18 protein-coding genes and 1 pseudogene are annotated in these 24,519 nt (G+C 71.3%); 12 read left to right on the top strand and 7 right to left on the bottom strand.

Going from position 1 to position 24,519, the window contains the following annotated elements; translation table 11 throughout:
* Positions 1–60: 60 nt before the first annotated feature.
* Positions 61–696 carry a nucleotide exchange factor GrpE gene (gene grpE, locus AB0M08_RS02180; RefSeq protein ID WP_364486919.1) on the bottom strand — a complete coding sequence of 212 codons (636 nt, stop codon included), beginning with the start codon at positions 694–696 and terminating at the stop codon, positions 61–63.
* On the bottom strand, positions 693–2,552 hold the full coding sequence (gene dnaK, locus AB0M08_RS02175) for a molecular chaperone DnaK (protein ID WP_364486916.1): 1,860 nt from the start codon (positions 2,550–2,552) through the stop codon (positions 693–695). Before dnaK ends, grpE begins: the two co-directional genes overlap by 4 nt.
* A 295-nt stretch (positions 2,553–2,847) precedes the next feature.
* Between dnaK and AB0M08_RS02170 the strand changes: the two genes are divergently transcribed.
* Genes AB0M08_RS02170 through AB0M08_RS02160 form a run of 3 tightly spaced genes read left to right on the top strand, consistent with a single transcriptional unit; the run spans position 2,848 to position 7,560 of the window.
* The gene (locus AB0M08_RS02170) at positions 2,848–4,662 is read left to right on the top strand and encodes a GTPase (protein ID WP_364487150.1); all 1,815 of its coding nucleotides are present in this window, start codon (positions 2,848–2,850) and stop codon (positions 4,660–4,662) included.
* Positions 4,659–6,320 (top strand): GTPase, encoded by a 1,662-nt coding sequence (locus AB0M08_RS02165; protein ID WP_364486913.1) that lies wholly within the window; start codon positions 4,659–4,661, stop codon positions 6,318–6,320. The genes AB0M08_RS02170 and AB0M08_RS02165 overlap by 4 nt, the downstream gene beginning before the upstream one ends.
* A gap of 34 nt (positions 6,321–6,354) precedes the next feature.
* A complete protein-coding gene (locus AB0M08_RS02160; RefSeq protein ID WP_364486910.1) occupies positions 6,355–7,560 on the top strand; it encodes a hypothetical protein in 1,206 nt (401 codons plus the stop codon).
* A gap of 446 nt (positions 7,561–8,006) precedes the next feature.
* On the opposite strand, the gene AB0M08_RS02155 is transcribed toward AB0M08_RS02160, so the two are convergent.
* Positions 8,007–8,255, bottom strand: a complete 249-nt coding sequence (locus AB0M08_RS02155) for a hypothetical protein (RefSeq protein ID WP_364486907.1) — start codon at positions 8,253–8,255, stop codon at positions 8,007–8,009.
* 30 nt (positions 8,256–8,285) lie between these two features.
* Here AB0M08_RS02155 and AB0M08_RS02150 point away from each other — a divergent pair, with 30 nt between their 5' ends.
* From AB0M08_RS02150 to AB0M08_RS02120, 7 genes are all read left to right on the top strand, one after another.
* Positions 8,286–8,630, top strand: coding sequence for a hypothetical protein (locus AB0M08_RS02150; RefSeq protein WP_364486904.1), 345 nt, complete (start codon positions 8,286–8,288; stop codon positions 8,628–8,630).
* A gap of 1,116 nt (positions 8,631–9,746) precedes the next feature.
* Positions 9,747–10,886, top strand: coding sequence for a pyruvate dehydrogenase (acetyl-transferring) E1 component subunit alpha (pdhA, locus tag AB0M08_RS02145; RefSeq protein WP_364486901.1), 1,140 nt, complete (start codon positions 9,747–9,749; stop codon positions 10,884–10,886).
* Positions 10,883–11,872, top strand: coding sequence for an alpha-ketoacid dehydrogenase subunit beta (locus AB0M08_RS02140; protein WP_364487147.1), 990 nt, complete (start codon positions 10,883–10,885; stop codon positions 11,870–11,872). Before pdhA ends, AB0M08_RS02140 begins: the two co-directional genes overlap by 4 nt.
* 5 nt (positions 11,873–11,877) lie before the next feature.
* Complete coding sequence (locus tag AB0M08_RS02135) at positions 11,878–13,272, top strand: dihydrolipoamide acetyltransferase family protein (RefSeq protein WP_364486898.1); 1,395 nt, start codon at positions 11,878–11,880, stop codon at positions 13,270–13,272.
* A gap of 209 nt (positions 13,273–13,481) precedes the next feature.
* Positions 13,482–13,613, top strand: coding sequence for a hypothetical protein (locus AB0M08_RS02130; RefSeq protein WP_364486895.1), 132 nt, complete (start codon positions 13,482–13,484; stop codon positions 13,611–13,613).
* Between the two features lie 326 nt (positions 13,614–13,939).
* Positions 13,940–17,626, top strand: a complete 3,687-nt coding sequence (locus tag AB0M08_RS02125; protein WP_364486892.1) for a hypothetical protein — start codon at positions 13,940–13,942, stop codon at positions 17,624–17,626.
* A 64-nt stretch (positions 17,627–17,690) separates the two neighbouring features.
* Positions 17,691–19,484: an NHL domain-containing thioredoxin family protein gene (locus AB0M08_RS02120; protein ID WP_364486889.1), complete on the top strand. Its 1,794-nt coding sequence runs from the start codon at positions 17,691–17,693 to the stop codon at positions 19,482–19,484.
* Here the strand turns inward: AB0M08_RS02120 and AB0M08_RS02115 are convergent.
* On the bottom strand, positions 19,462–20,226 hold the full coding sequence (locus tag AB0M08_RS02115; protein ID WP_364487144.1) for a 5-oxoprolinase subunit PxpA: 765 nt from the start codon (positions 20,224–20,226) through the stop codon (positions 19,462–19,464). The two genes, AB0M08_RS02120 and AB0M08_RS02115, sit on opposite strands and share 23 nt — an antisense overlap.
* Positions 20,222–20,338, bottom strand: a pseudogene (locus AB0M08_RS02110) (allophanate hydrolase subunit 2 family protein); the annotation flags it as partial. The pseudogene AB0M08_RS02110 and the gene AB0M08_RS02115, both read right to left, overlap by 5 nt.
* Positions 20,339–20,412: 74 nt before the next feature.
* On the opposite strand from AB0M08_RS02110, the gene AB0M08_RS02105 reads away from it, so the two are divergent.
* The gene (locus AB0M08_RS02105; protein WP_364486886.1) at positions 20,413–21,090 is read left to right on the top strand and encodes a hemolysin III family protein; all 678 of its coding nucleotides are present in this window, start codon (positions 20,413–20,415) and stop codon (positions 21,088–21,090) included.
* A gap of 83 nt (positions 21,091–21,173) precedes the next feature.
* Here the strand turns inward: AB0M08_RS02105 and AB0M08_RS02100 are convergent, their stop codons facing one another.
* Positions 21,174–21,467: a DUF6458 family protein gene (locus tag AB0M08_RS02100; protein WP_364486883.1), complete on the bottom strand. Its 294-nt coding sequence runs from the start codon at positions 21,465–21,467 to the stop codon at positions 21,174–21,176.
* Positions 21,468–21,584: 117 nt separating this feature from the next.
* On the opposite strand from AB0M08_RS02100, the gene AB0M08_RS02095 reads away from it, so the two are divergent.
* Positions 21,585–22,100 carry a histidine phosphatase family protein gene (locus AB0M08_RS02095; protein ID WP_364486880.1) on the top strand — a complete coding sequence of 172 codons (516 nt, stop codon included), beginning with the start codon at positions 21,585–21,587 and terminating at the stop codon, positions 22,098–22,100.
* Positions 22,101–22,103: 3 nt separating this feature from the next.
* On the opposite strand, the gene AB0M08_RS02090 is transcribed toward AB0M08_RS02095, so the two are convergent.
* Complete coding sequence (locus AB0M08_RS02090) at positions 22,104–24,344, bottom strand: S8 family serine peptidase (protein WP_364486877.1); 2,241 nt, start codon at positions 24,342–24,344, stop codon at positions 22,104–22,106.
* Positions 24,345–24,519: the final 175 nt, after the last annotated feature.

The raw sequence follows: 24,519 nt of genomic DNA, 5'->3' as shown, positions 1-24,519 counted from the left end.
TCGACGTGCGGGTGAAGCCCCGCCCACCGACGAACCGGCGGACGGGGCAGAGCCGGAGGCTCACTCCGGATCGGCGACGGCGACCATTGCCGGGCGGAGCAGCCGCTCGCCCAGGGTGTAGCCGCGGCGCATCACCTCGACACAGGTCGGCTCCGTGACGTCGGCGGACGTCTGGTGTGCGACCGCCTCGTGACGATTCGGGTCGAACGGGTCACCCTTCTCGCCGAACGCGACCAGGCCGAGCTTGCCGGTCACCGCGGTGAGCTGCTCCGCCACCGAGGCGAACGGCCCGACCAGGTCGCCGTGCTCGCGGGCCCGGTCGATGTCGTCCAGCACCGGCAGCAGTGCGGTGAGCACCGCACCGGTGGTCTGCTCGGCCGCCACGCCCTTGTCACGGTCGACCCGCTTGCGGTAGTTCGAGTACTCCGCCGTGACGCGCTGCAGGTCGTGCGTGCGCTCGTCGAGCTCGCTCCGCAGCGCCTCGACCTCGGCACCGAGACCGGGCTTGCCGGTCTCCGGGGTAACCTTCTCGGCCACCGGGGCCTCGTCCTCCTCCTCGGGCGCGCGATGCGCGCCGACCGGCTTCTGCTTCTCCGGCTGCTGCTCGGCGGGGGTCTCCTCGGTGGGGTCGATCTCGCCCTGGATGACTTCCCGCTCGGTCACCGGACCGTCGTTCTCGTCGTCCTTGGCACTCACTTCTTGTCGTCCTCCACGATCTCGGCGTCGACCACGTCGTCGCCGCCGGCGGTGCCGGTCGTGCCGGCCGCGCCACCCGGGGTGCCCGGACCGGCCGCGCCGGGACCGGCCTGCGGGGCCTCACTCTGCGAGTAGAGCAGCGAGCCGGCCTCCTGGGAGACCTGCGACAGCCGCTCGTGCGCCGACTTGATCTTCTCGATGTCGGTGCCGCCGAGCGCACCGCGGAGCTCGCCGAGCGCCTCGTTGATCTTGGTCTTGTTCTCCTCGGGGAGCTTGTCGCCGCTCTCCGCCAGGAACTTCTCGGTCTGCCACTGCAGCTGCTCGGCCAGGTTGCGGGCCTCGGCGTCGTCGCGGCGCTTCTTGTCGTCGTCCGCGTGGTCCTGAGCGTCGCGCATCATGCGCTCGATGTCTTCCTTCGGCAGCGCGGAGCCGCCGGTGATCGTCATCTTCTGCTCCTTGCCCGTGCCCAGGTCCTTGGCGGACACGTGCACGATGCCGTTCGCGTCGATGTCGAAGGAGACCTCGATCTGCGGCACGCCGCGCGGGGCGGGCGCGATGCCGGAGAGCTCGAAGGTGCCGAGCTTCTTGTTGTACGCCGCCATCTCGCGCTCGCCCTGGTACACCTGGATCAGCACGGAGGGCTGGTTGTCGTCCGCCGTGGTGTAGACCTCGGAGCGGTGCGCCGGGATGGTGGTGTTGCGCTCCACCAGCTTGTGCATGATGCCGCCCTTGGTCTCGATGCCCAGGGACAGCGGGGTCACGTCGAGGAGCAGGACGTCCTTGACCTCACCCTTGAGCACACCGGCCTGCAGCGCGGCGCCGACGGCGACGACCTCGTCCGGGTTGACGCCCTTGTTCGGCTCGCGGCCGATCAGGCTCTGCACCAGCTCGGTCACGGCCGGCATACGCGTCGAGCCGCCGACCAGAATGACGTGGTCGATGTCGGAGAGCTTGACGTCGGCGTCCTTGATCGCGGACTCGAACGGGCCCTTGCAGCGGTCCAGCAGGTCCTGCGTCATCCGCTGGAACTCCGCCCGGGAGAGCGAGGTGTCCAGGTGCAGCGGCCCGTTCGCACCGGCCGTGATGTAGGGCAGGTTGATGCTGGTGGTGGACGCGGCGGAGAGCTCGATCTTCGCCTTCTCGGCCGCCTCGCGCAGACGCTGCAGGGCCATCTTGTCCTGGGACAGGTCGATGCCGTGCTCGCCGCGGAAGGTCTTCACCAGGTGGTCGATGACCCGCTGGTCCCAGTCGTCGCCGCCCAGGTGGTTGTCGCCGGAGGTCGACTTGACCTCGATGACACCGTCACCCAGCTCCAGCAGCGAGACGTCGAAGGTGCCGCCACCGAGGTCGAAGACGAGAACCGTCTGCTCCTTGGAGCCCTTGTCCAGGCCGTACGCCAGGGCGGCGGCGGTGGGCTCGTTGACGATCCGCAGGACGTTCAGGCCCGCGATCTCGCCGGCCTCCTTGGTCGCCTGACGCTGCGCGTCGTTGAAGTACGCCGGGACGGTGATCACCGCATCGGTGATCGTCTCGCCCAGGTACGCCTCGGAGTCGCGCTTGAGCTTCATCAGCACCCGCGCGGAGATCTCCTGCGGGGTGTACTGCTTGCCGTCGATGTCGATCGACCAGTTGGTACCGATCTCACGCTTGACCGAGCGGATGGTCCGGTCCGGGTTGGTCACCGCCTGACGCTTGGCGACCTCGCCGACCAGCACCTCCCCGTTACGGGCGAAGGCCACGATCGACGGCGTCGTCCGGGAGCCCTCCGCGTTGGCGATGACGGTGGGCTCGCCTCCTTCCAGAACGCTGACGCAGGAGTTCGTGGTGCCGAGGTCGATGCCGACCGCACGTGCCATGGTGTTCCTCGCTTCTTACCGGGTTGAGCTTCATACAGGGTTGAGTGGAACAGACTCAATGATGCCACGGGCCCGCGACTCGTCAAATCGAAGTTGAGCCGGAGGGGCGCAAGTAGGGGGAGCGACACTCTCTCCGTAATCACCTAGATACCTGTCCGGTCACGGCATACCGGTACCCGTTGCCCGCCCTGCATAGATCGTGCACGCTTTATCCGTGACGACGCACGGAGACGCGGTCGGTCCGTCGGCCCTATCCGCCGTCCCCGCCGAATCTGATGAGAAAGACCAGGTCAGCATGGACGCGGGCCCGGCGCGGACAGACCCGTTCGATGGTACGGGGAGTGGCCGCGCCAGTTCGGCGAACCCGGGAAACGCTCTCGTCCCGTATAGGGCACCCGTCCCTCCTGACCGGCTTTCATCCGCTCTGACCCGATTACGGACGGCACTCGGCGCGGTTTCGTATCCGTTACAGGTGCCCTCCGCCGACGAGGCCCGGCGTGTCGCGGGCGCACTGCAGTCGCAGCTGGACGATTACCTGGTGCCGCGGCTCTCCCGGCTCGACGCGCCGATGCTGGTGGTCGTCGGCGGTTCCACCGGCTCCGGCAAGTCGACCCTGGTCAACAGCCTGGTCCGGGACACCGTGACGACCGCCGGGGTGCTCCGGCCGACCACCCGGTCCCCGGTGCTGGTCACCAACCCCGACGACGTCGCCTGGTTCGAGTCCGGTCACCTGCTGCCCGGGCTGATCCGTACGGTCAAGCTCAGCAACGACCCGAACCTCCTCCAGGTGGTCGCCACACCCGGCATCGGGACCGGGGTGGCCCTGCTCGACGCGCCGGACATCGACTCGGTGGTCGAGGAGAACCGCAAGCTCGCGGCCCAGCTGCTGGCCGCCGCCGACCTGTGGCTCTTCGTCACCACCGCGGCCCGGTACGCGGACGCGGTCCCGTGGGAGCTGCTCAAGACCGCCCGGCTACGCGGCACGGTGATCGCGCTGGTGCTGGACCGGGTGCCGGTCGACGCCGCCGCCGAGATCTCCGCGCACCTGGGCGAGATGCTGATCGCCCACGACCTCGGCGCCGCCCCGCTCTTCGTGTTGCCGGAGACCGAACTTGATCACCACGGACGGCTGCCCGACCCGGTGATCGGCCCGATGCGGCAGTGGTTCGTCCAGCTCTCCGCGGACGCCGACGCGCGCGCCGTGGTGGTCCGGCAGACCCTGAACGGCGCGCTGGCCGCGCTCCACCCGGCCGTCGCCGGGCTCGCCGAGGCCGCCGAGGACCAGACCCGGACGGCGAACGCGCTGGACGAGCGGGTGCTCTCGGCCTACCGGACGGCCAAGCAGACGGTTCGCGACGGGCTCCAGGACGGTCGCCTGCTCCGCGGCGAGGTGCTGGCCCGCTGGCAGGAGTTCGTCGGCACCGGCGACTTCCTGCGTACGCTCGAGAGCCGCGTCGGGCAGCTGCGCGACCGGCTCGTCGCCGCGGTGACCGGCCGGCCCGGACCCGGGCGCAATCTTCAGGTCGCCCTGGAATCCCAGCTGGTCACGCTCCTGCGCGGGGTGGCGTCGGACGCCGCCGAGCAGGCGTACGCGGCCTGGCAGGCGCACCCGGCCGGCGTCGGCCTGCTCGACGCCGATCTGCAGCACGTGGCGCTCGGCCTGGCCGACCGCGCCGACCGGCTGGTCCGCGACTGGCAGCACTGGGTGCTCGACCTGGTCCGGCGGGAGGCCGCGGACAAGCGGGGCGTGGCACGCGGTGCGGCGTACGCGGTGAACGGCGCCGGGCTGGCCGTGATGATCGCCGTCTTCACCTCCACCGCCTTCCTCCCCACCGGGCTGGAGGTCGCGGTCGGTGCGGGCACCACGGTCGCCGCGCAGAAGGTGCTCGAGGCGGTCTTCGGCGACCAGGCGATCCGCACACTCGCCGCCCGGGCCCGCAACGAGCTGGTCGCCCGGATCGACGAACTGCTGGACGCCGAGACGGCCCGGTACACCGAGCTGACCGCGGCCGTGCGCCGAGAGGCCGAGCCGGGCACACTGTTGCGCCAGACCGCCGCAGAGGTGGAGAGCGCCAGGGAGGAACTCGCGTTGACCGGATCGGGGCAATGAGTCTGGTGGAGAAGGTGGACGACGGCGTCGACGCCGAGGACCTGACGCGTCGCCTCGAGGCGCTGTCCCGGTTCCTGCGGCTGGTCGACCCGTACCTCCCGGACGGGGAACTGGTCACCGCGCACACGCTGGTCGAGCGGGCCGGCAGCCGGCTCTCGCTCTCCCTCGACCACACCGTGGTCGCGCTCGCCGGCAGTACCGGCAGCGGCAAGTCCAGCCTGTTCAACGCGCTGGCCCGGTTCAAGCTCTCCCCGGTGGGCGTACGCCGTCCGACCACCGGCACCGCGCACGCCGTGGTCTGGGGCCCCCTGGAACCGGCGAACCGGCTACTCGACTGGGTCGGCGTACTCCCCCGGCAGCGATTCGTCCGGGAGAGCGCGCTGGACGGCGACGACGAGGCGTCCCTGCGCGGCCTGGTCCTGCTCGACCTGCCCGACTTCGACTCGGTGGAGCGTGCACACCAGCTCGAGGTGGACCGGCTGCTCGGCCTGGTCGACCAGATCGTCTGGGTGGTCGACCCGCAGAAGTACGGCGACCGGATCCTGCACCGGGCGTACCTCTCCCAGTTCGCCACGCACGCCGGCGTCACCATCGTGGTGCTGAACCAGGCCGACCGGCTCACCCCCGGCGACACCGAGCTGGTCCTCGCCGACCTGACCCGGCTGCTGGAGGAGGACGGACTGACCGGCGCGCCGGTGCTGGCCAGCTCGGCCAAGCAGCCCGGCATGCTCGGCGACCTGCGCGGGGCGCTGGAGGGTACGGTCGCCGAACGGCAGGCCGCCCTGCGCCGCCTCTCCGCCGACCTGGACGCCGTCGGCCAGGAGCTGGGCTCGATGATCGGCCCGCCGGCCGCCGAGGACGAAGTGGACCGGGCCACCGTGCGCCAGCTGACCGAGACGCTCGCCGCCTCGGCCGGGGTGCCCGCGGTGGCCGACGCGGCCGCGGCGTCGTACCGGCACCGCGCGTCCGCGACGACCAGCTGGCCGCCCACCCGGATCCTCCGCAAGCTGCGGACCGACCCGCTGCGCCGGCTGCACCTGGCCGAGACGGCGCCCCCGGACGCGGTCTCCACCGACGTCGTGCCGCACACCTCGGTGCCGGAGGCGGACGCCGCGCAGAAGTCAGCGGTCGGCCTCTGCGTCCGGGCCGTCGCGGCCCGCGCCGCCGCGCCGCTGCCGGAGGCGTGGGGGCCCGCGCTGACCGCCGCCGCCCGTTCGAAGTCCGACGACCTGCCGGACGCGCTGGACCGGGCGATCGCCAAGGCCGAGCTCGGCGCCGGGCACACACCGGTGTGGTGGCGCGCTGTCGGATTCCTGCAGTGGCTCTTCCTCGCCACCGCCGGCATCGGCTTCCTCTGGCTCGTCGCCGGGTACGCCCTCCGCGCCCTCGGCCTCCCCGAACTCGACAACCCGAAGATCGGCATGGTGCCCCTGCCGACCGTGCTGATGCTCGGCGGGCTCCTCGCCGGCCTGCTGCTTTGGCTGCTCCTGAAGCCGATCGTGGACGCCGGGGCCCGCCGCGCCCGGCGCCGTGCCGAGCAGGGGCTGCGCGCCTCGATCACCGAGGTCGGCCGGGGATACGTGGTGGCTCCGGTACGGGAAGTGCTGAACGCGTACGCCCAGGCGCGGGAGGCGCTCGCCGTCGTCCGCTCGGAGTGATTCCGGTGGCTGCCGCGAGCGGTAGGCTCGCGGCATGCCGGGACCCCAGACCAAATACGAAGCGGTGCTCCACGCGGCCCGCGACGTCATCAAGCTGGGCTGCGCCCTCGACGCCGAGATGCTCGGCACCGCGCTGCTCGGCAGCGTCTACGCGGTCGCACCCGGCGATCGCGCGGCCGCGGTCCGCGAGTTCGTCGGACAATTCCTGACCGAAACCGATCAGCGCGTCGAGCCGGCCACCACGACCATCCGGGACGTCTTCGCAACGCTCGTCCCGGATGCCCCCGGCGCCGCCGGAGTCGGCCACGACGCGTTAGCCCCGTCCTGGGTCACCCAGCTGGGCAGGGTCCGGCCCACCGGCTGTTTCGCGTACGGCGACGTCTACGGCGACCAGACGTCCTACCTGGTCACGTACGCATACGAGGAGCAGTCCGACGGCGGCCCCGAGCACGCCGTGGTCGCGTTGGTCGACCACAACGTCGGCATCGTCAAGGACGTCTTCGTCGCCGCCTCGGCCGAGCGGATCCTCAGCCAGGTCCGCGGCATGTGCGCCAACGACGAGCTGACCTGGTTCCGCGACGAGGACCCGGGCCGCCTGCGCGACGAGGTCGACCGCCACCTGCAGATCACCGACGATCTCGGCGACCTGCCCGCCGACGGCTCCCTCGCCACCGACCGCGCCCTCGCCACCGCCCGGCTGGCGCTGCTCCCCCGGCCCAGCACCCCACCGCTGACCGAGCCCGCCGGCCCCAGCGAGACCAGCCTGACCCGCGACTTCCTGGCCTCACCCGAGGCGATCGGCAACGGCCTGGCCGACCCGGACACCGACACCGCGTCCCTGCAGTTCTGCATCAGCCTGCTCCTCGACCACGCCGAGACGCTCCCCGGCGGCGATCCGCTGCGCTGGAGCCCCACGGTGGCCGGCTTCTTCCTGCTCGACTGGGTCCACCGCCGCGCGGTCCTGGACATGGACGACGCCGCGATGCTCCCCCGGGTGGTCCGCGCCTGGTCCGCGTACGCGACCCGCCGCCGCGGCCTCCCCGAGGCCGCCATCACCGAGACCGACGAGGTGATCGAGGACTTGATCCCGGAGTTCGCCCGCCTCTACACCACCGGCGAACGCCGCAGCCCCGCCACGGCCGCCGTCGCCCAGCTGATCGCCGAGGGCGTCGACCCGAACGACACCGACGCCATCGACGCGTGGATCGAGGCCCACCGCGACACCCCCGACACCGACTGACCCTCTTCCCCGCCGCCCCTGCGGTCCGCCTCGCCCCACCCCAGTCGGCCCACGAGCCCGAACACCGGTCGTGGGGCCGCACGCATGAAGCCGGCCCGTGGGGCGCCCCACGACCCAAAACCTGCCGACGGGGCCGCACGCGCACACGAAACCGGTCGGCGGGACGGTGCGCGGACACGGTGGTGGCTGAGTGGGGCGCTGAAAGTCTCGTTCAGCAACCGTGTAGTTCTGCAGCCCTCTGGAGGGCTTCAGGAGCACACGCACGCTGATCAAATACTCCTACCGCCCCAAAATCGCGTCACCGTGCACAGCGGCCGCCCCGCACCCGACCAACGTGCGCGGCGGCCGCCCTCAAAGCGACCGACGTGCGCGGCGGGCGCCCCAACCCGGGCGACGTGTGCGGTCCCCGGCGCAGGTGAGTGATCGTGGCGGGGAGGACTGAGTCGTCAGCGGTGGTTGACGTGGTGGTCGTCGGAAGGGTCGGCGTGGTGGCGGCCTACCCGGGAGCGGCGTTGTTCGGCCGCGTAGTCGTCGTGGTTGGTGTGCTCGGCGCGGTGGATTCCCCGGTACGGGCGATTGGTCACCCGGTCGTCGTCGGTGCGGAGCTCGTTGAGCAGGCGGCGGGCGTTGCGCCCATCGGTGTAGCTCTGCTCGAGAACACGGTTCGGGCGGATGTTGTACGGACGATCGGTCACCGGTGACCTCCGGCTGAGTCAGGACCGGACGTGTCACCGGTCTCGGATGGGGCTTCGTCGTCGTGGCACTCGTCCCAGGACGAGTCACCGTCCGGAGAGGAGTCGTCTTCCCAGGACGCGTCCTCGTCCCACGAGGAGTCCGAGTCGTCATCGGTCGTCCAGTCCCCGTTGGACCCTTCGTCGGCCTCATCCGATTCGCTGTCCGAGGACGACGAGGAAGGGGACGACAGAGAAGGGGACGACAGAGAAGGGGACGACAAGGAAGGCGACGGCAGAGAAGGGGACGACGGGGAAGGGGACGGCATGGGAGAGGACGGCGGGGAAGAGGACGGCGGGGAAGAGGCGGGCGCGGGGAACGGCGCGGAATCGAAATAGTCGTCATCTGAAGAATTCGGGGCCCGGCGACCGGCGGGAACGTCCTCGAATCCGAGCCCGTCCTCCGGCACCTCCGGCAACCCCGGCACGGTCGGCAACCCCGCCGGCGGTCGCGCCACCCCCCGATCCTCACGCGGCGTCACCGGCACGACCGGCAACCCCGGCACCTTCGGCAACGCCCGCACGACATCCCCGCCCGCCGAAGACCCGGACGAAGTGCCCGCCGAAGACCCTGGTGAAGACCCGAAAGACGAGGACGACGTCGCCGATGAGGAGTCGGTGGGACGTGGCACGGACGGCAGGAAGGAGGGAGACCACCCCAACGGCGAAGACGGCGACACGCCCGGCGCCCGGCCCGGGGATTCGCCCCGAGGCGGCTCGCCTCCCGCGGACGACGGTGCTGTCACCCCGTACGGGAAAGAGGGTCGAATCGGACCGGTAGCCGGCGGCGGAAGAAATGGCGCATCCATCGCACCGGGTCGTTCCCTGCCGTTGATCTCGCTGGTCCCGGCGGTGATCACGGCGAGAGTGGGTACCGAGGCGAGCCCGACCAGAACGGCGACCATCGCGATGTAGCGACGGGTCGGGCCGGAGAAGCCGTAGTCCTCCCGATACACCCCGTTGCGGCGCTTGCGCAGCACCTTCGGGGGCGGCGGCGGGAAGCCGTCGTCATCGGGCGGGTACGACACTCGGGGCTCCTCCGCAGCAAGAGATCAACCTGGATCCGTCTCGGTCAAAGGGACAAACGAGGCATCCCGCATTCGGCAGCGGCGACCGGAAGTCCTTCGCGTACCGCCACCTCAGAAAAACCACCAAATCGGACAAATACCCATAGCAATGCGTAACAAGAAAATCTTTATTCGTGATCCACGCAGCCTGTAACCGCAAGCACCCTCTCTGTCAGGATGGGGGCGACGGCACCGCCGCCGTCGTCTTCCGCTGACCAAGCGGGGCGAGGGCGGGCCGTCCCGGCAGGGACAGAGTCCAGCAGGGGCACAGTCCAGCCGGAACGTCGCGCGGCACGCCTCACCCGGCCCAAGCGCGGCATCCCAGTGGTCCCGCCGCGTGGCCGGGCGACACCCGCCGCGGGCGCAGAGAGATACAGGGAGACATCGGATGGCGAACGGCGAACGCGAAGCCGGGAGAGACATCCCCGCCGGCGGCTTCGTCCAACTGCTCACCCCCGAGGGCGAGCATCTCGAGAGCGTCACCACCCCGGACGGCACGACGTACTCGGTCGACTTCACCGACGCGGAGTACCGCGAGCTCTACCGCGACCTGGTGACGGTGCGCCGGCTCGACGCCGAGGCGACCGCTCTGCAACGGCAGGGCGAACTCGGCCTCTGGGCCAGCCTGCTGGGTCAGGAAGCGGCACAGGTCGGCTCCGGACGGGCGCTCCGCCCCCAGGACATGGCCTTCCCCACCTACCGGGAGCACGGCGTCCTCTACTGCCGCGGCATCGACCCGATCATGCCGTTCGGCCTGTTCCGGGGCGTCGATCAGGGCGGCTGGAACGCCAACGAGCACAAGTTCAACGGCTACACGATCGTGATCGGATCGCAGACCCTGCACGCGACCGGGTACGCGATGGGCGTCACGATGGACGGCCGGACGGGCACGCCGGACGGCGAGGCCGTGATCGCGTACTTCGGCGACGGCGCCACCAGCCAGGGCGAGGTCAACGAGTCCTTCGTCTGGTCCGGCGTCTTCAACGCGCCGATCGTGTTCTTCTGCCAGAACAACCAGTATGCGATCTCCGAGCCGCTGGAACGGCAGACCCGCATCCCCCTCTTCAACCGCGCGGCCGGCTTCGGCTTCCCCGGCGTACGCATCGACGGCAACGACGTGCTGGCCAGCTACGCGGTGACCCGCGCGGCGCTGGACAACGCACGCAACGGCCAGGGCCCGACCCTGATCGAGGCGTACACGTACCGGATGGGCGCGCACACCAGCTCGGACGACCCGACGCGGTACCGGATCGCCAGCGAGGTCGAGTCGTGGAAGGCGAAGGACCCGATCGCCCGGGTCCGCGCGTTCCTGGCCAAGCAGCAGGTGGCCGGCGAGGATTTCTTCGCCGAGGTCGACGAGACGGCCCGCGTCCTCGCCCTGGAGCTGCGCGAACGGGTCCTCGCCATGCCCGAGCCCGAGCCCACCGCGATGTTCGACTACGTCTATCCCAACGGCTCCCCAGATCTCGACGCGCAACGCGCCGCCTTCGCGGAGTACCACGCGTCGTTCGAGGGGAGTGGGCACTGATGGCCGAGAAGATCACCCTGGGCAAGGCACTCAACCACGGTCTGCGGCGTGCGCTGGAGAGCAACCCCAAGGTCGTGATCATGGGAGAGGACGTCGGCAAGCTCGGCGGCGTCTTCCGGATCACCGACGGCCTGCAGAAGGACTTCGGCGACCAGCGGGTGATCGACACCCCGCTCGCCGAGGCCGGCATCGTCGGCACCGCGGTCGGTCTGGCCATCCGCGGATACCGGCCGGTCTGCGAGATCCAGTTCGACGGGTTCGTCTTCCCGGCGTACAACCAGATCGTCTCCCAGGTGGCGAAGATGTTCTACCGGTCCCGGGGCAACGTCCGCGTGCCGATCGTGATCCGGATCCCGTACGGCGGGGGCATCGGCGCGGTCGAGCACCACTCCGAGTCGCCCGAGGCGTACTTCTCGCACACCCCCGGCCTCAAGGTCGTCACCTGCAGCAATCCGGCCGACGCGTACTGGATGATCCAGCAGGCGATCGCCTCGGACGACCCGATCGTCTTCTTCGAACCGAAGCGCCGGTACTGGGAGAAGGGCGAGGTCGACCTGGACGGCGACCTGGACGCGGCTTTCCCGCTGCACGCGGCGCGAATCGCCCGGCCGGGCACGGACGCGACGCTCCTGGCGTACGGGCCGATGGTCCGGGTCGCACTGGACGCCGCGAAGGCCGCCGCCGAGGACGGCCGGGACCTGGAGGTGATCGACCTCCGAACGATCTCCCCGGTCGACTACCCGGTGCTCTTCGAGTCGGTCCGCCGGACCGGTCGCGCGGTCGTCGTCCACGAGGCGCCCGGCAATCTGGGTGTCGGCTCCGAGCTCGCCGCGCGGATCACCGAGGAGTGCTTCTACTCCCTGGAGGCCCCGGTCCTGCGGGTCACCGGTTACGACACGCCGTACCCCGCGGCCCGTTCCGAGGAGGAGTACCTCCCCGATCTGGACCGCGTGCTGGACGCCGTCGACCGCTCGTTCGGCTGGTGACGCGGATGTCCCGGATCAAGGAGTTCAACCTGCCCGACCTGGGCGAGGGCCTGACCGAGGGCGAGATCCTGGCCTGGCTGGTCAAGGTCGGCGACACCATCGAGCTGAACCAGCCGATCGTCGAGGTGGAGACCGCGAAGGCGGCCGTCGAGATCCCGGCGAAGTGGGCCGGCGTGGTCACCCGGATCTTCCACGAGGCCGGCGTCACGGTCGAGGTGGGCGCCCCGATCATCTCGATCGACACCCAGCCCGGCGCCGCGGAAGAGCCCGCAGCCGAGGAGCCCGCAGCCGAGGCCAAGGCTCCCACCGGCCGTACTCCGGTGCTCGTCGGCTACGGACCGAAAGACGAATCCAACACAAGAAGAAGACCCCGCTCCGGTACGGCCACCCATCCCACAACCGCACCATCGCCCACCCCGCCTGCGGCGGCTACCGCCTCGCCTGTTCCCGCTCCCGCCCCGGCACCGGTCACCCCGGCACCGGTCACCCCGGCGCGGACCGGGCCGGTGCTGGCGAAGCCGCCGGTCCGGAAACTCGCCCGCGATCTCGGCGTCGATCTGGCCACGGTGCCCGGGAGCGGCCCGCAGGGCTCGGTGACGCGGGACGACGTACACGAAGCAGCAGCGCATGCCGCGAAGCCGGAGGCCGCGGCAGACGCCGGTGCCGCACCCACCCCGGCGGCGCTCTTCGGTCCGGACCGCGAGCAGCGGATCCCGATCAAGGGCGTCCGGAAGCTCACCGCGGAGAACATGGTCCGGTCGGCGTTCACCGCGCCGCACGTGACCGAGTTCCTCACGGTCGACGTGACCCGCTCGATGAAGGCGCTGGAGAAACTGAAGGCCCGCCCGGAGTTCGCCGAGCTCCGGGTCTCCCCGCTGCTCCTGGTGGCGAAGGCGGTGCTCCTCGCGGTCAAGCGGCACCCGATGGTCAACTCGTCCTGGTCCGGGGAGACCGGCGAGATCGTGATCAAGGAGTACGTGAACCTCGGGATCGCCGCGGCGACCGATCGTGGGCTGATCGTCCCGAACGTCAAGGACGCCGGCCGTCTCACACTTCGGGAGCTTGCCGAATCTCTCAACGCCCTGACCCGGACGGCCCGATCGGGACGGACGTCACCCGCCGACATGGCCGGCGGCACCCTGTCGATCACCAACGTCGGTGTCTTCGGCATCGACACCGGCACGCCGATCCTGCCTCCCGGCGAATCGGCGATCCTGGCGTTCGGCGCGATCCGTCCCACCCCCTGGGTTCACAAGGGCAAGATCAAGATTCGCCAGGTCACCACCCTCGGGCTCTCCTTCGATCACCGGATCATCGATGGCGAGCTGGGCTCGAAGTTCCTCCGGGACATCGGCGCCTTCCTGACGGACCCGTCGACCACGCTGCTCAGCTGGAGCTAGGTTTCCGTAAGGGAAGAACGCTTAGATGCCTTCGATCATTAGGTGATGACGGGGATCACCCTTTGAATCGTTGGAATCGATCGCCGCTCGGGCGGATACTGGAGGCACACCTGAGACGTGCGCCGACGGTGTCCGCCACGAGCGGGCGACCGGGCGGCGGCACGCCGGAAAAGCGATGACCGGCTCACGCCGGGGAAACGAGCAGTGCCATGCGTTTGATCGACCGCCTCCGCCACCACCGCATGATCAGCCGGCAGAACCGCGCCATCGACCGCGCCCTGCAGGCCGCGCCCACTCAGGCCATGCGCGACGAGATCATCTTCCTCGCGCAGCGGCGATAGACGTCACACCACGCGACACGACGAACAGCCCGTCCGGATCACCCGGGCGGGCTGTTTCGCGCTCGGCTTCCGTGCCAGGACGTTCATCCGGCGTCCCTCAGTGGCGTACACCGGGATACCCCCGGCTGCGGACGCCCGGTACCGTTGGGCCCGGTCCACGAACCGGCACGGCCGGTCGGCTCGGAGGACCGGGGCTCCGCGACGGCGCAGTGCCGCCTCGCCCCAGCACGGCCTGGCCGGGAAGCTGGCACGACCCTTGGCGGATGGTCGCCGACGGAGTCGCGTCCGTGCAAAGCTGGCACGGCCGCATCGATGAGGAGGCGCGTATGACGTCCGAGGGGCAGCACGCCGGTCAGCCGGCCGAGGCCACGTCGGGCGGACCAACGTCGGGCGGTTTCCCGCCCGACTCCGACGCTCAGCGAGTCTCGGGCCGCGCATCGGCCCCACCGCCGACGGAGGGTTTCCCCACGTCGTACGGGCCACCCCCGGCCTCCGCGCCAGACGGTGGCTCGCCGTTCGTCGTTCCCGCCGTCTCCACCTTCGGTTCCGGCTCCACCCAGACCGGCACGTCGTACGGTTCCGCCCGGGTCCCCGCACCCGGCGCCGAGGAGCCCGCCGCGTCGCCGTACGGAACCGTGTCCCCCGGGACCGCGTCGCCGTACGGTCAGCCCGCCACGCAGTACGGCTCGGCCTCGGTCGCCGGCTCCGCGTCGCCGTTCCGTCCGGCCTCGCCGTTCGACGCCGTCGAGCAGTCCGGCACGACGCCGCCCCCCTCGGCCTGGGCTCCGGCCCCCGCCGCCGGGTCGGCCTCGTCCGCGTCCGCCTCGTCGGCCGCATCGCCGGCCGCATCGCCGGCAGCTGAGACGCCCGACTCCTTCGGCACCGCCGGTTCGGCAGCGGGTTCCTCGTTCGGCACCGCAGGCGCGGCAGCGGGTTCGTCGTTCGGCTCGGCCACGCCGTCGTCCGGGACGTCGTACGGTTCGGCGCCCTCGTCCGGTACCTCGTACGGATCGACGGCCTCGTCCGGAACGTCCTACGGAACGCCGAGCGTTTCGTTCACCCAGCCCGACTCCGCGTCCGGGGATGCCGGTCCCTCGTCGCCGTTCGGCCCGAGTGGCTTCACGCCGCCCGGCCGCGCGTCGGCCGCCGTGCCCGGCGCACCGGCCACGCCGTCGTCGGCTCTCGACGCGCCGCACCCGTACGCGTCGGCCGCCGCCCCGGCGCCCGCCGCCCCGGAGGCGCCGAGCCCGTTCGCGCCGTCCGCCGCTCCGGCCCCGGAGTCAGCGGCCCCGTTCGCGTCCCCGGCGCCGTCCGCCGACCCCGGCCAGTTCCCGATGTCCGGCGGCAGCCTGCCCACCCGGACCCCGGGTGCCTCCGCCGCCGGTCAGGAGCTCACCGGTGGCCGGTCCAGCTTCTCCGCCTTCGGCGACCAGCGCCCCCGGGTGCCCGGCGCCACCCTCGGCGACCTGCCGGACGCCCCGGAGCAGTCGAGTGGCGCCCACGAGCGCCCCGGCTTCCCGATCGGCCCGGCCGAGAACAGCTGGCTCGGCAACTCGGCCCGTCCGGCCGCGTCCGCCGCGGTCCCGCCGGCCGCACCCGAGGCCCCGCAGTCGACCACGTTCCCGACCCGGCGTGGGGAGAGCGGCGGGTTCCCGCTGCGTACGCCCACCGGCGCCACACCCACCGGGGACGGCGACACCGGCACCGGCTCGGCGCCCAGCCTCGACCTGCCGATCCGCGCGTCGAGCGGCTACACCGCGCCCGCGCCCGGCCCGGTCCCCGAGCCCGAGCTGCCGCCGGTGACGGCGAGCGGCTTCCCGCAGCGGGTGCCCGGCGCCGCACTGAACTCGGGCGGCTCGATCCAGTCGCCCACGGCATCGGCCTCGGCCGGCGTCTCCGCGCCCCCGTCCGTCGCGTCCGCCGGCGTCGCGGTGCCGTCGCCCGCGCCGACCTCCGGTTCGGCTCCGGGTTCGTCGTTCGGCAGCACCGGTCCGGCCTCGGGTTCGCCGTTCGGCAGCACCGGCTCGGCCTCGGGTTCGCCGTTCGGCAACGCCGGTTCGGCCACGCCGATCTCGGCGCCCGCTCCGGCGCCCACCTCGGGTTCGGCCCCGGCGCCCGGCTCGGTCCCGGCTCCGCGCGGCTCGGCCCGTCCGGTCACCGGCAGCGCCTCGGTCCCGGGTGTCCGGGTCAGCAGCCCGCAGGACGGCGAGCTGCCCCCGCCCGCCGCCGCACCGCAGGCCCGGGTGTACGGCCGCCCCGCCCCCGTCGAGGAGAGCTCCCCGGAGCCCGCCGACGAGGCACCGGCCGCTCCGGAGACCTCCGGCGGCAACCCGTTCCCGGGCTCCGCCGAGCACTCGGGCGGCAACCCGTTCCCGGGCTCCACGGAGCACTCGGGCGGTAACCCGTTCCCGGGCTCCGCGGAGCACTCGGGGGGTAACCCGTTCCCGCAGCGCACGCCGGGTGCCAACCAGTTCCCCGGCCTCGGCGAGGAGAACAACGACCGCGGTTTCGGCTTCCCTCCGCCGCAGCGCAGCGAGGAGAACCCGTTCGCTCGGAACGAGGAGAACCCGTTCCCGGGCCGGAACGACGACAACCCGTTCGCCCCGCGCAACGACGAGGGCGAGACGCCCGGCGCCGCGCCGCAGTCACCGGCCCGGGCCACCGCCCGCGCCTCGGCGAGCGCCCGGGTCAGCCCGCCGGAACCGGGCACGCCGCCCGGTTCGCCGGCCGCACCGTTCCCCGGTTCGGCCGCCGCCGCGCCCTTCCCGGGTGCCGCGGCCGCGGTCCCGTTCCCGGGTTCGCCCTCCGCCGAGTCCCCGTTCGCCCCGGCGTCCCCGGACTCGCCGTACGGATCGGCGTCCCCGTCGGACTCACCGTTCGGGTCGCCCGCGCCGTCCGATTCGCCGTTCGGGTCGCCCGCGCCGTCCGATTCGCCGTTCGGGTCGCCCGCGCCGTCCGACTCGCCGTTCGGGTCGCCCGCGCCGTCCGACTCGCCGTTCGGGTCGCCCGCGCCGTCCGACTCGCCCTTCGGGTCGGCGTCGCCGTCCGACTCGCCCTTCGCGGCCGCCCCGCCGGCCGCGAGCGAGCCGCCGTTCCCGCCACCGACCTCCTCGTTCGGCGGTTCGGCGCCCACGTCGCCGTTCAGCGGCGCGGCGCCCACCTCGCCGTTCGGCGGGTCGGCTCCCGGCGAGACGCCCTTCCCGCCGCCCACCTCGACGTACGGCGGCGCGGCCCAGGTCGAGTCGCCGTTCCCCGGCGCGCCCGCCTCGGGCTCGCCGTTCGGTGAGGGCAACGGTGGCTTCCCGCCGCCGACCGGTGACTCCTTCGGCGGCAACGGCTTCCCGCCCCCGGCCGGCGGCAACGGCGGGTTCCCGCCGCCCCTCGGTGAGTCGTTCGGTGGCAACGGCAACGGCAACGGCAACGGGCCCGCGTGGGGCGACTTCACCAGCCCCGCGCAGTCCGCTCAGGGTGGTGCCGCGCCGGGCCTCTACGACGAGCTCACCACGGACGTCTCCGGCCGGGGCAACCCGTCGTACGTACCGGCCCCGGCCCTGCCGCCGATGCCGGGCATGGACGCGACCGCGATGCAGCAGGGCTACCCGGGTGTGCACTCCACGGTCACCCCGCCCACCCCTGAGGACACCACGAGCTGGCCGAGCCCGGAGGACCAGAAGGCGTTCGACGAGTTCAAGGCCGCCGAGAAGGCCGCCGCACCGGCGAAACCGCACGTCCGGACCCTCCCGGTCGCGCTCATCGTGGTCCTCGGTTGCGCCGCGTTCCTCGCGATCATCTTCGGTCTGGTCTACCTGATCGCCGGTGGCAGCGGCAGCTTCGACGCGGCCCAGGGCGACTGCGTGAAGCGCTCCGGCGACAAGGCGGTCGAGGCCACCTGCTCGGACGCCGGGTCGTACCAGGTGACCCAGGTGGTCGACACGAAGGACCAGTGCAGCGACGCCTCCCAGCCGTACATCGTGAACGGCGACAAGGTGCTCTGCCTGAAGCCCAACAGCTAGGTTTTCGCCCACAACGGCCCGGTCCCGCACGTCGGGGGCCGGGCCGTTGAGGCACCATGGGCGCATGAATTCTCGCGTTCGTGCGCCCGAACTCAAGGGACGCGGCTGGCTCAACACCGGCGGTAAGGACCTCACCCTGGCCGATCTCCGGGGCAAGATCCTGATCCTGGACTTCTGGACCTTCTGCTGCATCAACTGCCTGCACGTCCTGGACGAGCTGCGGCCGCTGGAGGAGAAGTACGGCGACGCGATCGTGGTGATCGGCGTGCACTCCCCGAAGTTCGAGCACGAGCGCGACCCGAAGGCCCTGGCCGCCGCCGTCGAGCGGTACGGCGTGCACCACCCGGTCGTCGACGACGGCGACATGCACCTCTGGCAGCAGTACGCCGCGAAGGCCTGGCCCACCCTGGCCGTGGTCGACCCGACCGGCTACCTGGTCGCCTCGATGGCCGGTGAGGGTCACGCCGAGGGCCTGGCCCGCCTGATCGACGAGCTGGTCGCCAAGCACGAGGCGGACGGCACCCTGCACCGCGGCGACGGGCCGTATGTTCCTCCGCCCGCCCCGGACGGGCTGCTCCGCTTCCCCGGCAAGGCGATCGAGCTGCCCGGCGGCAACCTGCTGGTCTCCGACTCGGCCCGGCACTCGGTGGTCGAGCTGACCGCCGACGGCGAGACCCCGGTCCGGCGCTTCGGCGGCGACCGGAAGCGGCCGTTCGACGAGCCGCAGGGCCTGGTGCTGCTGCCGCCCGCGGTCGCCGAGGTGGCCGGCTACGACGTGGTCGTCGCCGACACGGTCAACCACCAGCTCCGCGCGATCACCCTGGCCACCGGCGAGATCTCCCTGGTCGCGGGCTCGGGGCGGCCGTGGCGCTCCACGGTGGACGACCACGCCCACGACGCGCTCGCCGCCGACCTCTCCTCCCCGTGGGACCTGGCCTGGTTCGACGACCGGGTGATCGTCGCGATGGCCGGCATCCACCAGCTCTGGTGGTTCGACCCGATCAAGCGGACCGTGGGTGTCTACGCCGGCACCACGGTCGAGTCGCTGCGGGACGGCCCGATCCCGGACGTCTGGATGGCCCAGCCGTCCGGGCTTGCCGTGGACCGTACGCGAAATCGCCTGTGGATCGCCGACAGCGAGACCTCCGCCCTGCGCTTTGTCGAGGACGGCGTCATGCACACTGCGGCCGGCCAGGGTCTCTTCGACTTCGGCCACGTGGACGGCCCGGCGGCCTCGGCCCTGTTCCAGCACCCGCTCGGGGTGGCCTCGCTGGCCGACGGCTCGGTGCTGGTCGCGGACACCTACAACGGGGCGGTCCGCCGCTTCGACCCGGCGGCGAACGAGGTCTCCACGGTGGACTCCGGTCTCGCTGAGCCGAGCGACATCCTGGTCACCGAGGGCGGGGACGTGATCGTCGTCGAGTCGGCCGCACACCGGCTGACCCGGCTCGCCCCCGGCGTGGTGAAGACCGTCGCCGGGGAGCGGCACCGGACCGAACGGCCGCCGTCCCCCCTGGCGCCCGGCGAGGTCACCCTCGATGTGATCTTCACGCCCGCGCCCGGCCAGAAGCTGGACAGCCAGTTCGGCTCGCCGCTGCGGCTGACCGTCTCGGCGTCCCCGGCCGAGCTGCTGGTGGAGGGCGAGGGCACCACCACCGAGCTCTCCCGGCGCCTGGTGCTCAACCCGGACGTACCGAAGGGCGTGCTGCAGGTCGTCGCCCAGGCGGCCACCTGCGACGTCGATGCCGAGTTCGGTGCCTGCCACCTGACCCGGCAGGACTGGGGCGTCCCGATCGTGATCGACCCGGACGCCCCGGACCGCCTGCCGCTGATCCTCAGGGGGCTTGACGCGAGCTGAAGGCACCGACCTCCAGCAGGGCGAACTCCAGCCCCTCCCGGACCCGCCGGGCCAGCTCGACCGCGCCGGGCGTGTCACCGTGCACGCAGACCGACCGGACCCGGCACGGGATGACCGATCCGTCGTCGGCGACCACCTCGGCCGCGACGGCCATCCGCACCGCACGGTCCACCACCTCGCCGGGCGCGTCCACCAGCGCGCCCGGCGAGGTCCGCGGGATCAGCCGGCCGTCCCGCTGGTAGCCCCGGTCGGCGAAACCCTCGCCCACCACCGTGAGCCCGCCCGCCTCCGCCCGGGTGGCCAGCACGGATCCGGGCTGGCAGAGCACCGGCAGGCTCGGGTCGTACGCGAGAACCGCCGCGACCACCGCCGAGGCCTGCCCCTCGTCCACCGCCGCGGTGTTGTAGAGCGCGCCATGCGGCTTCACGTACCGGACCCGGTCGCCCGCCGTCCGGCAGAACGCCTCCAGCGCGCCGATCTGGTACAGGATGTCGTCGCGGAGTTCGTCGAGGTCGTAGTCGATCCGGCGGCGCCCGAACCCGGCGAGGTCGCGGTATCCGACCTGGGCCCCGATCGCGACGCCCTTCTCCACCGCCTTCCGGCACACCCGGTGCATGGTGGACGGATCGCCGGCGTGGAAGCCGCAGGCCACGTTCGCCGACGACACCACGTCGAGCAGAGCATCGTCGTCGCCGAGCCGCCAGGAGCCGAAGCCCTCGCCCAGGTCGGCGTTGAGGTCAATCGAGGTCACGGAAACGTACCGTAGTACCCATCTCTGCCAGCGCCGACGCGGTCAGGTCGCGGATTACGCCGGTCACCGGATGGCTGCCGGTTATGGGGTGATCTGCCGCAAAAGATCACCCGTTATGGTCTGCCGTACCCAGCATCACTACCCATTAGTAACCTACGGTGCCGTAACCTAGATCCCGTGACGACCTCTGCCCCGTTCCGGATGAAGCCGACCGACCTCGGCAAGCCGCGACTACGCGGCCGGTTGCATCAGTACGCCTTCTTCGTCGCCGCGGTCTGCGGCATCGTGCTCTGCTCGATCGCGCTGAGCCGCCCCGGATGGGGGCCGTTCTTCAGCTGCCTGATCTACAGCATCACGGTGTGCGGGCTCTTCGGCACCAGCGCGCTCTACCATCGCCGGGTCTGGAGCGAACGCGGCTATCAGATCATGCGCCGCGCCGACCACTCGATGATCTTCATCTTCATCGCCGGCACCTACACGCCCTTCTGCGTGCTGCTGCTCGACGCGAAACACGCCACGCTGATGCTCAGCCTGGTCTGGGGCGGCGCGCTCGGCGGCGTCGCCCTCAAGATGATCTGGCCGCACCTGCCCCGATGGGCGGGCGCTCCGCTCTACGTGGCGCTGGGCTGGGTCGCCGTGGCGATCATCCCGGACGTGATCCACGTCGGGGGCGTGACCTGCCTGGTGCTGCTGCTCGTCGGTGGCGCGATCTACACGATCGGGGCGGTCTTCTACGCGCTGCGCCGCCCCAACCCGTGGCCGACCGTCTTCGGTCACCACGAGTTCTTCCACGCCTGCACGCTGGTCGCCGCGATCTGCCACCACATCGCGATCTACTTCGCGCTCTACGCCTGATTCCACACGAGGAAAACGGCCCGGAGCTCTTCCCTCCGGGCCGTTTCGCTTCCCGCATGTCAGGTGTCAGAGATGGCCGTACGTCAGGAGTACGCGGGCGGCGGGGGCGGCGGGACGTCGTCGCGCCGGACCTCGCGGTACTCGCTGGTGTAACCCGAACTGGCGACCGGCGCGCCGGCGGTGGTGCCGGTCTGCCGGGTGACCACCGTGCGCCGGCGGCTGTTCCAGAACCAGAGTGTGATGATCAGCCCGACCAGCCCGGCGGCCATCAGAATCCAGCCGATCACGCTGATGTCGAGGCCGCTGATGTCGGCGTTCACGGCGAACGCCAGAATCGCGCCTAGTGCGAGCAGGAAGATGCTTCCGCCGATGCCCATCGGACCCTCCTTCGGGTGGGTGTCCACGCGGCCGGGCGGACACCGCTCGACCATGCTGAATGCGTCGACCGAGGCCATACCCGTACGTGCGGAATTCCAATCAGGCAAGCTGGTGCAATGACCTTGCGGACGCTCATCCTGCTACGCCACGCCAAGGCGGAGACTCCCGGCGAATTGGCAGACTTCGACCGAAGCCTCACTGAGCGGGGCGAATCAGATGCGGACGCCGCCGGCGCGTGGCTGGTGGACGAGCGCCTGCACCCCGACCTGGTGCTCTGCTCGCCGGCCCGGCGTACCCGGCAGACCTGGCAGGCGGCCTCGGTGGCGCTGGCACAGGGCGCGTCGATCGGCGCCCCGGAGGTCCACTATGAGGATCAGCTCTACTACGGCGGGCGGACCGAGGTCTTCGACCTGCTCCGCGCGGTTCCGGACACGGCCCGTACGGTCCTGCTGGTCGGCCACAACCCGACGGTGTCCGAAGTGTCCGCTCTGCTGATCCCGGACGAGCAGTGGGACGGCGCGACCGTCGAGATGAAGACGTCGGGCCTCGCCGTACACACCAGCGAGGCCCCGTGGTCGTCCGCCGAGCCCGGGGCGATGCGCCTGACGCGCCGGCACACCGCCCGGGGCTGACGGCTACTTACGCTTCCAGGTCCGGGTCGTCGTGTACTTGACGTTGCCGAGCTTGTCGTACGCCCGGACCTGGACCTTCATCGTCTTCTTCTGCTTCTTCGTGTTGACGCTGAGCACGTAGGCCGACGTGGTGTCGGTGGCGACAACCTTGCCGTTGACCAGTAGCTGGACCTTGGCGATCCCGCTGGCGTCGGAGGCCTTCACCTTGACCTTGACGGTGCCCTTGACCTTCGCCTTGTTCTTCGGCGCCGAGGTGATGCTCACGGTCGGCGCCTTGTTGTCGACCGTGATGTTCCGCGGAACGAGCTGGCGGTACTGACCCCACTTGTCGGTGACTCGCCACTGCAGCGACATCGCGCCACTGAAGGTTCCGGTCTTCACGGTGAGCGAGTACGGCGCCGTCGAGTCGGAACCGATGTACTTGCCGTTCGCCCAGAGCTCGGCCTTGACCGGGCTCATGTCGCTGACCCCGGTGACCGTGCTGGTGAAGGTCCCCCGCACCTTGGCGTTGAAGTCCGGGATGACCCCGGTGACCGCCGGTGCCTGGTCGTCGTTCCGGAAACTCCGGTAGATCGAGGTGGAGTGGCCGGCCTTGTCCTTCAGACTGACCTCGAAAGATCCCTTGCCCGAGGCCCGGTAGTAGTTCACCGGGCCCTTCCAGACCTTCGCGGTGTCATCCCACGTCAACGGATAACCGGTGTAGGGCGATCGGCCGTACGCCGTCACCGAGACGAGATCGGTGTCCGGCGAGGAGACCCGTACCTCGACCGTGAAGCCGAAGACGATCTCGTTCGCCACCGGGGAGACGACTGTCCCGCTCGGTGCCGTGGTGTCCGCCTCGATCACCGTGACGCTCTCGTCGGTGTTGCCCGCGTAGTCGTAGACGCGAGTGGTCACCGGCACGGTGCCGTTGTAGCCGACCGGCAGCCCCAACGTCACCGACCAGGGCGCACGCCGGTCCACGGCGATCACCGTGTCGTCGACCAGGTACTCGACCCGGTCGACGCCGCGGTCGTCCGAGACGGTGGGCGTCACCGTCTGGCCGTACGCGTACTCGGTGTACAGACCGCCCTCGGTGAGGCCACCGGCGGTGAGCACCGGCTTCACCTCGTCGACGGCGCCCAGCAGGCCGAGCACCCGGGCCCCGTTGACCAGCGGCGCGTAGTAGGACGGCTGGGTCGACTCCACGTCGGCGCCGTCCGTGATCGCGGTGCTCAACTCGGCCGCGGTCGCCGACGGCTTGATCGCGAGGCCCAGCGCCGCGATGCCGGAGACCAGGGCGGTCGAACCGGAGGTCCCGTCGACCTGGACGTTCGCGTTGTCCTTGCCGAGCGCCACCATGCTGCTGTACGCCGTGACGTCGACCCAGTGATCCGTGCTGCTGTTCTGGCCCGACCCGGCCTGGTTGGTCGAGTTGCCGACGGCGAGCACGTTCGGGAACGCCGCCGGGTACCGGTGAGCCGTCGTGGTCGTGTTACCGGCCGAGGCGACGACCAGGGCGCCCTTCTCGGTGGCGTGCTCCACGGCGTCCTGGAGCAGCCGGCTCTCCGACGTGGTGCTGAACGAGGCGTTGATGACCCGCGCCCCGTGGTCGGCCGCCCAGACGATGCCGGCCGCGACGTCCGCGGTGGTCCCCTCCGCGTAGAGGTTCTGGCGGTCGGTGAGCACCCGGACCGGCATGATCCGGCTCTTCTCGCTGACCCCGCCCGGGCCGGTGGTGTTCTCGCCGTCGCCGGCGATCACGTTGGCGATCGCGGTGCCGTGCCCGTTGAGGTCGGTGGCGTCGGCGTCCCCGTCGACGAAGTCGTACCCGTCGGTCAGCCGGTCCGCGGGCAGGTCGACGTTGGCGGTGACGCCGGTGTCGACCACGGCCACCACGACGTCGCTGCTCCCGGTGGTCCAGCCCTGGGCCGCCGGGATCTCCGCCGAGGTGAAGGCGGCGCTGGTGTTCGAGCTGTCCGCCCGGACCAGCGCGCCCGCCTCGGCGTACCGGACGTCGGCGGTGCTCTTCAGCGTGCTCAGGATGCTGTCGGCCCGGTCGGCCGGCACGTCGAGGGCGATCGCGTTCAGCCCCTCGACCTGCTCATACGTCACGCCGTCACCGAGTTGGCCGATCACGGCGGCCGGATCGGCGCCGACGGCGAGACCGACGTCCAGGCGTACCGGATCGGAGGCGGCAGCCGCAGGCGAGGCCGCGAGACCGACGAGGAGGGTTGCTATCAGACAGGATGATATGACGCGCATTCGTTTCCCCCGCGTGCGCCGTGGTCCATATAGGAAGTGGACTCAAGCATACGGGGGAGTATCGACGTTCATGGACCCCGTTCTCAGCGATCAGGAACAACGAAGGCCGGCGGACATCGTTGTCCGCCGGCCGCCGTCTTTTTCAGGAGAGTGGGAAAAGCCTGTTACGAGCCTC

This window comes from Actinoplanes sp. NPDC051851 (assembly GCF_040681165.1).
Taxonomy (GTDB): Bacteria; Actinomycetota; Actinomycetes; order Mycobacteriales; family Micromonosporaceae; genus Actinoplanes.
This window is presented reverse-complemented; position numbering and strand designations above follow the sequence as displayed.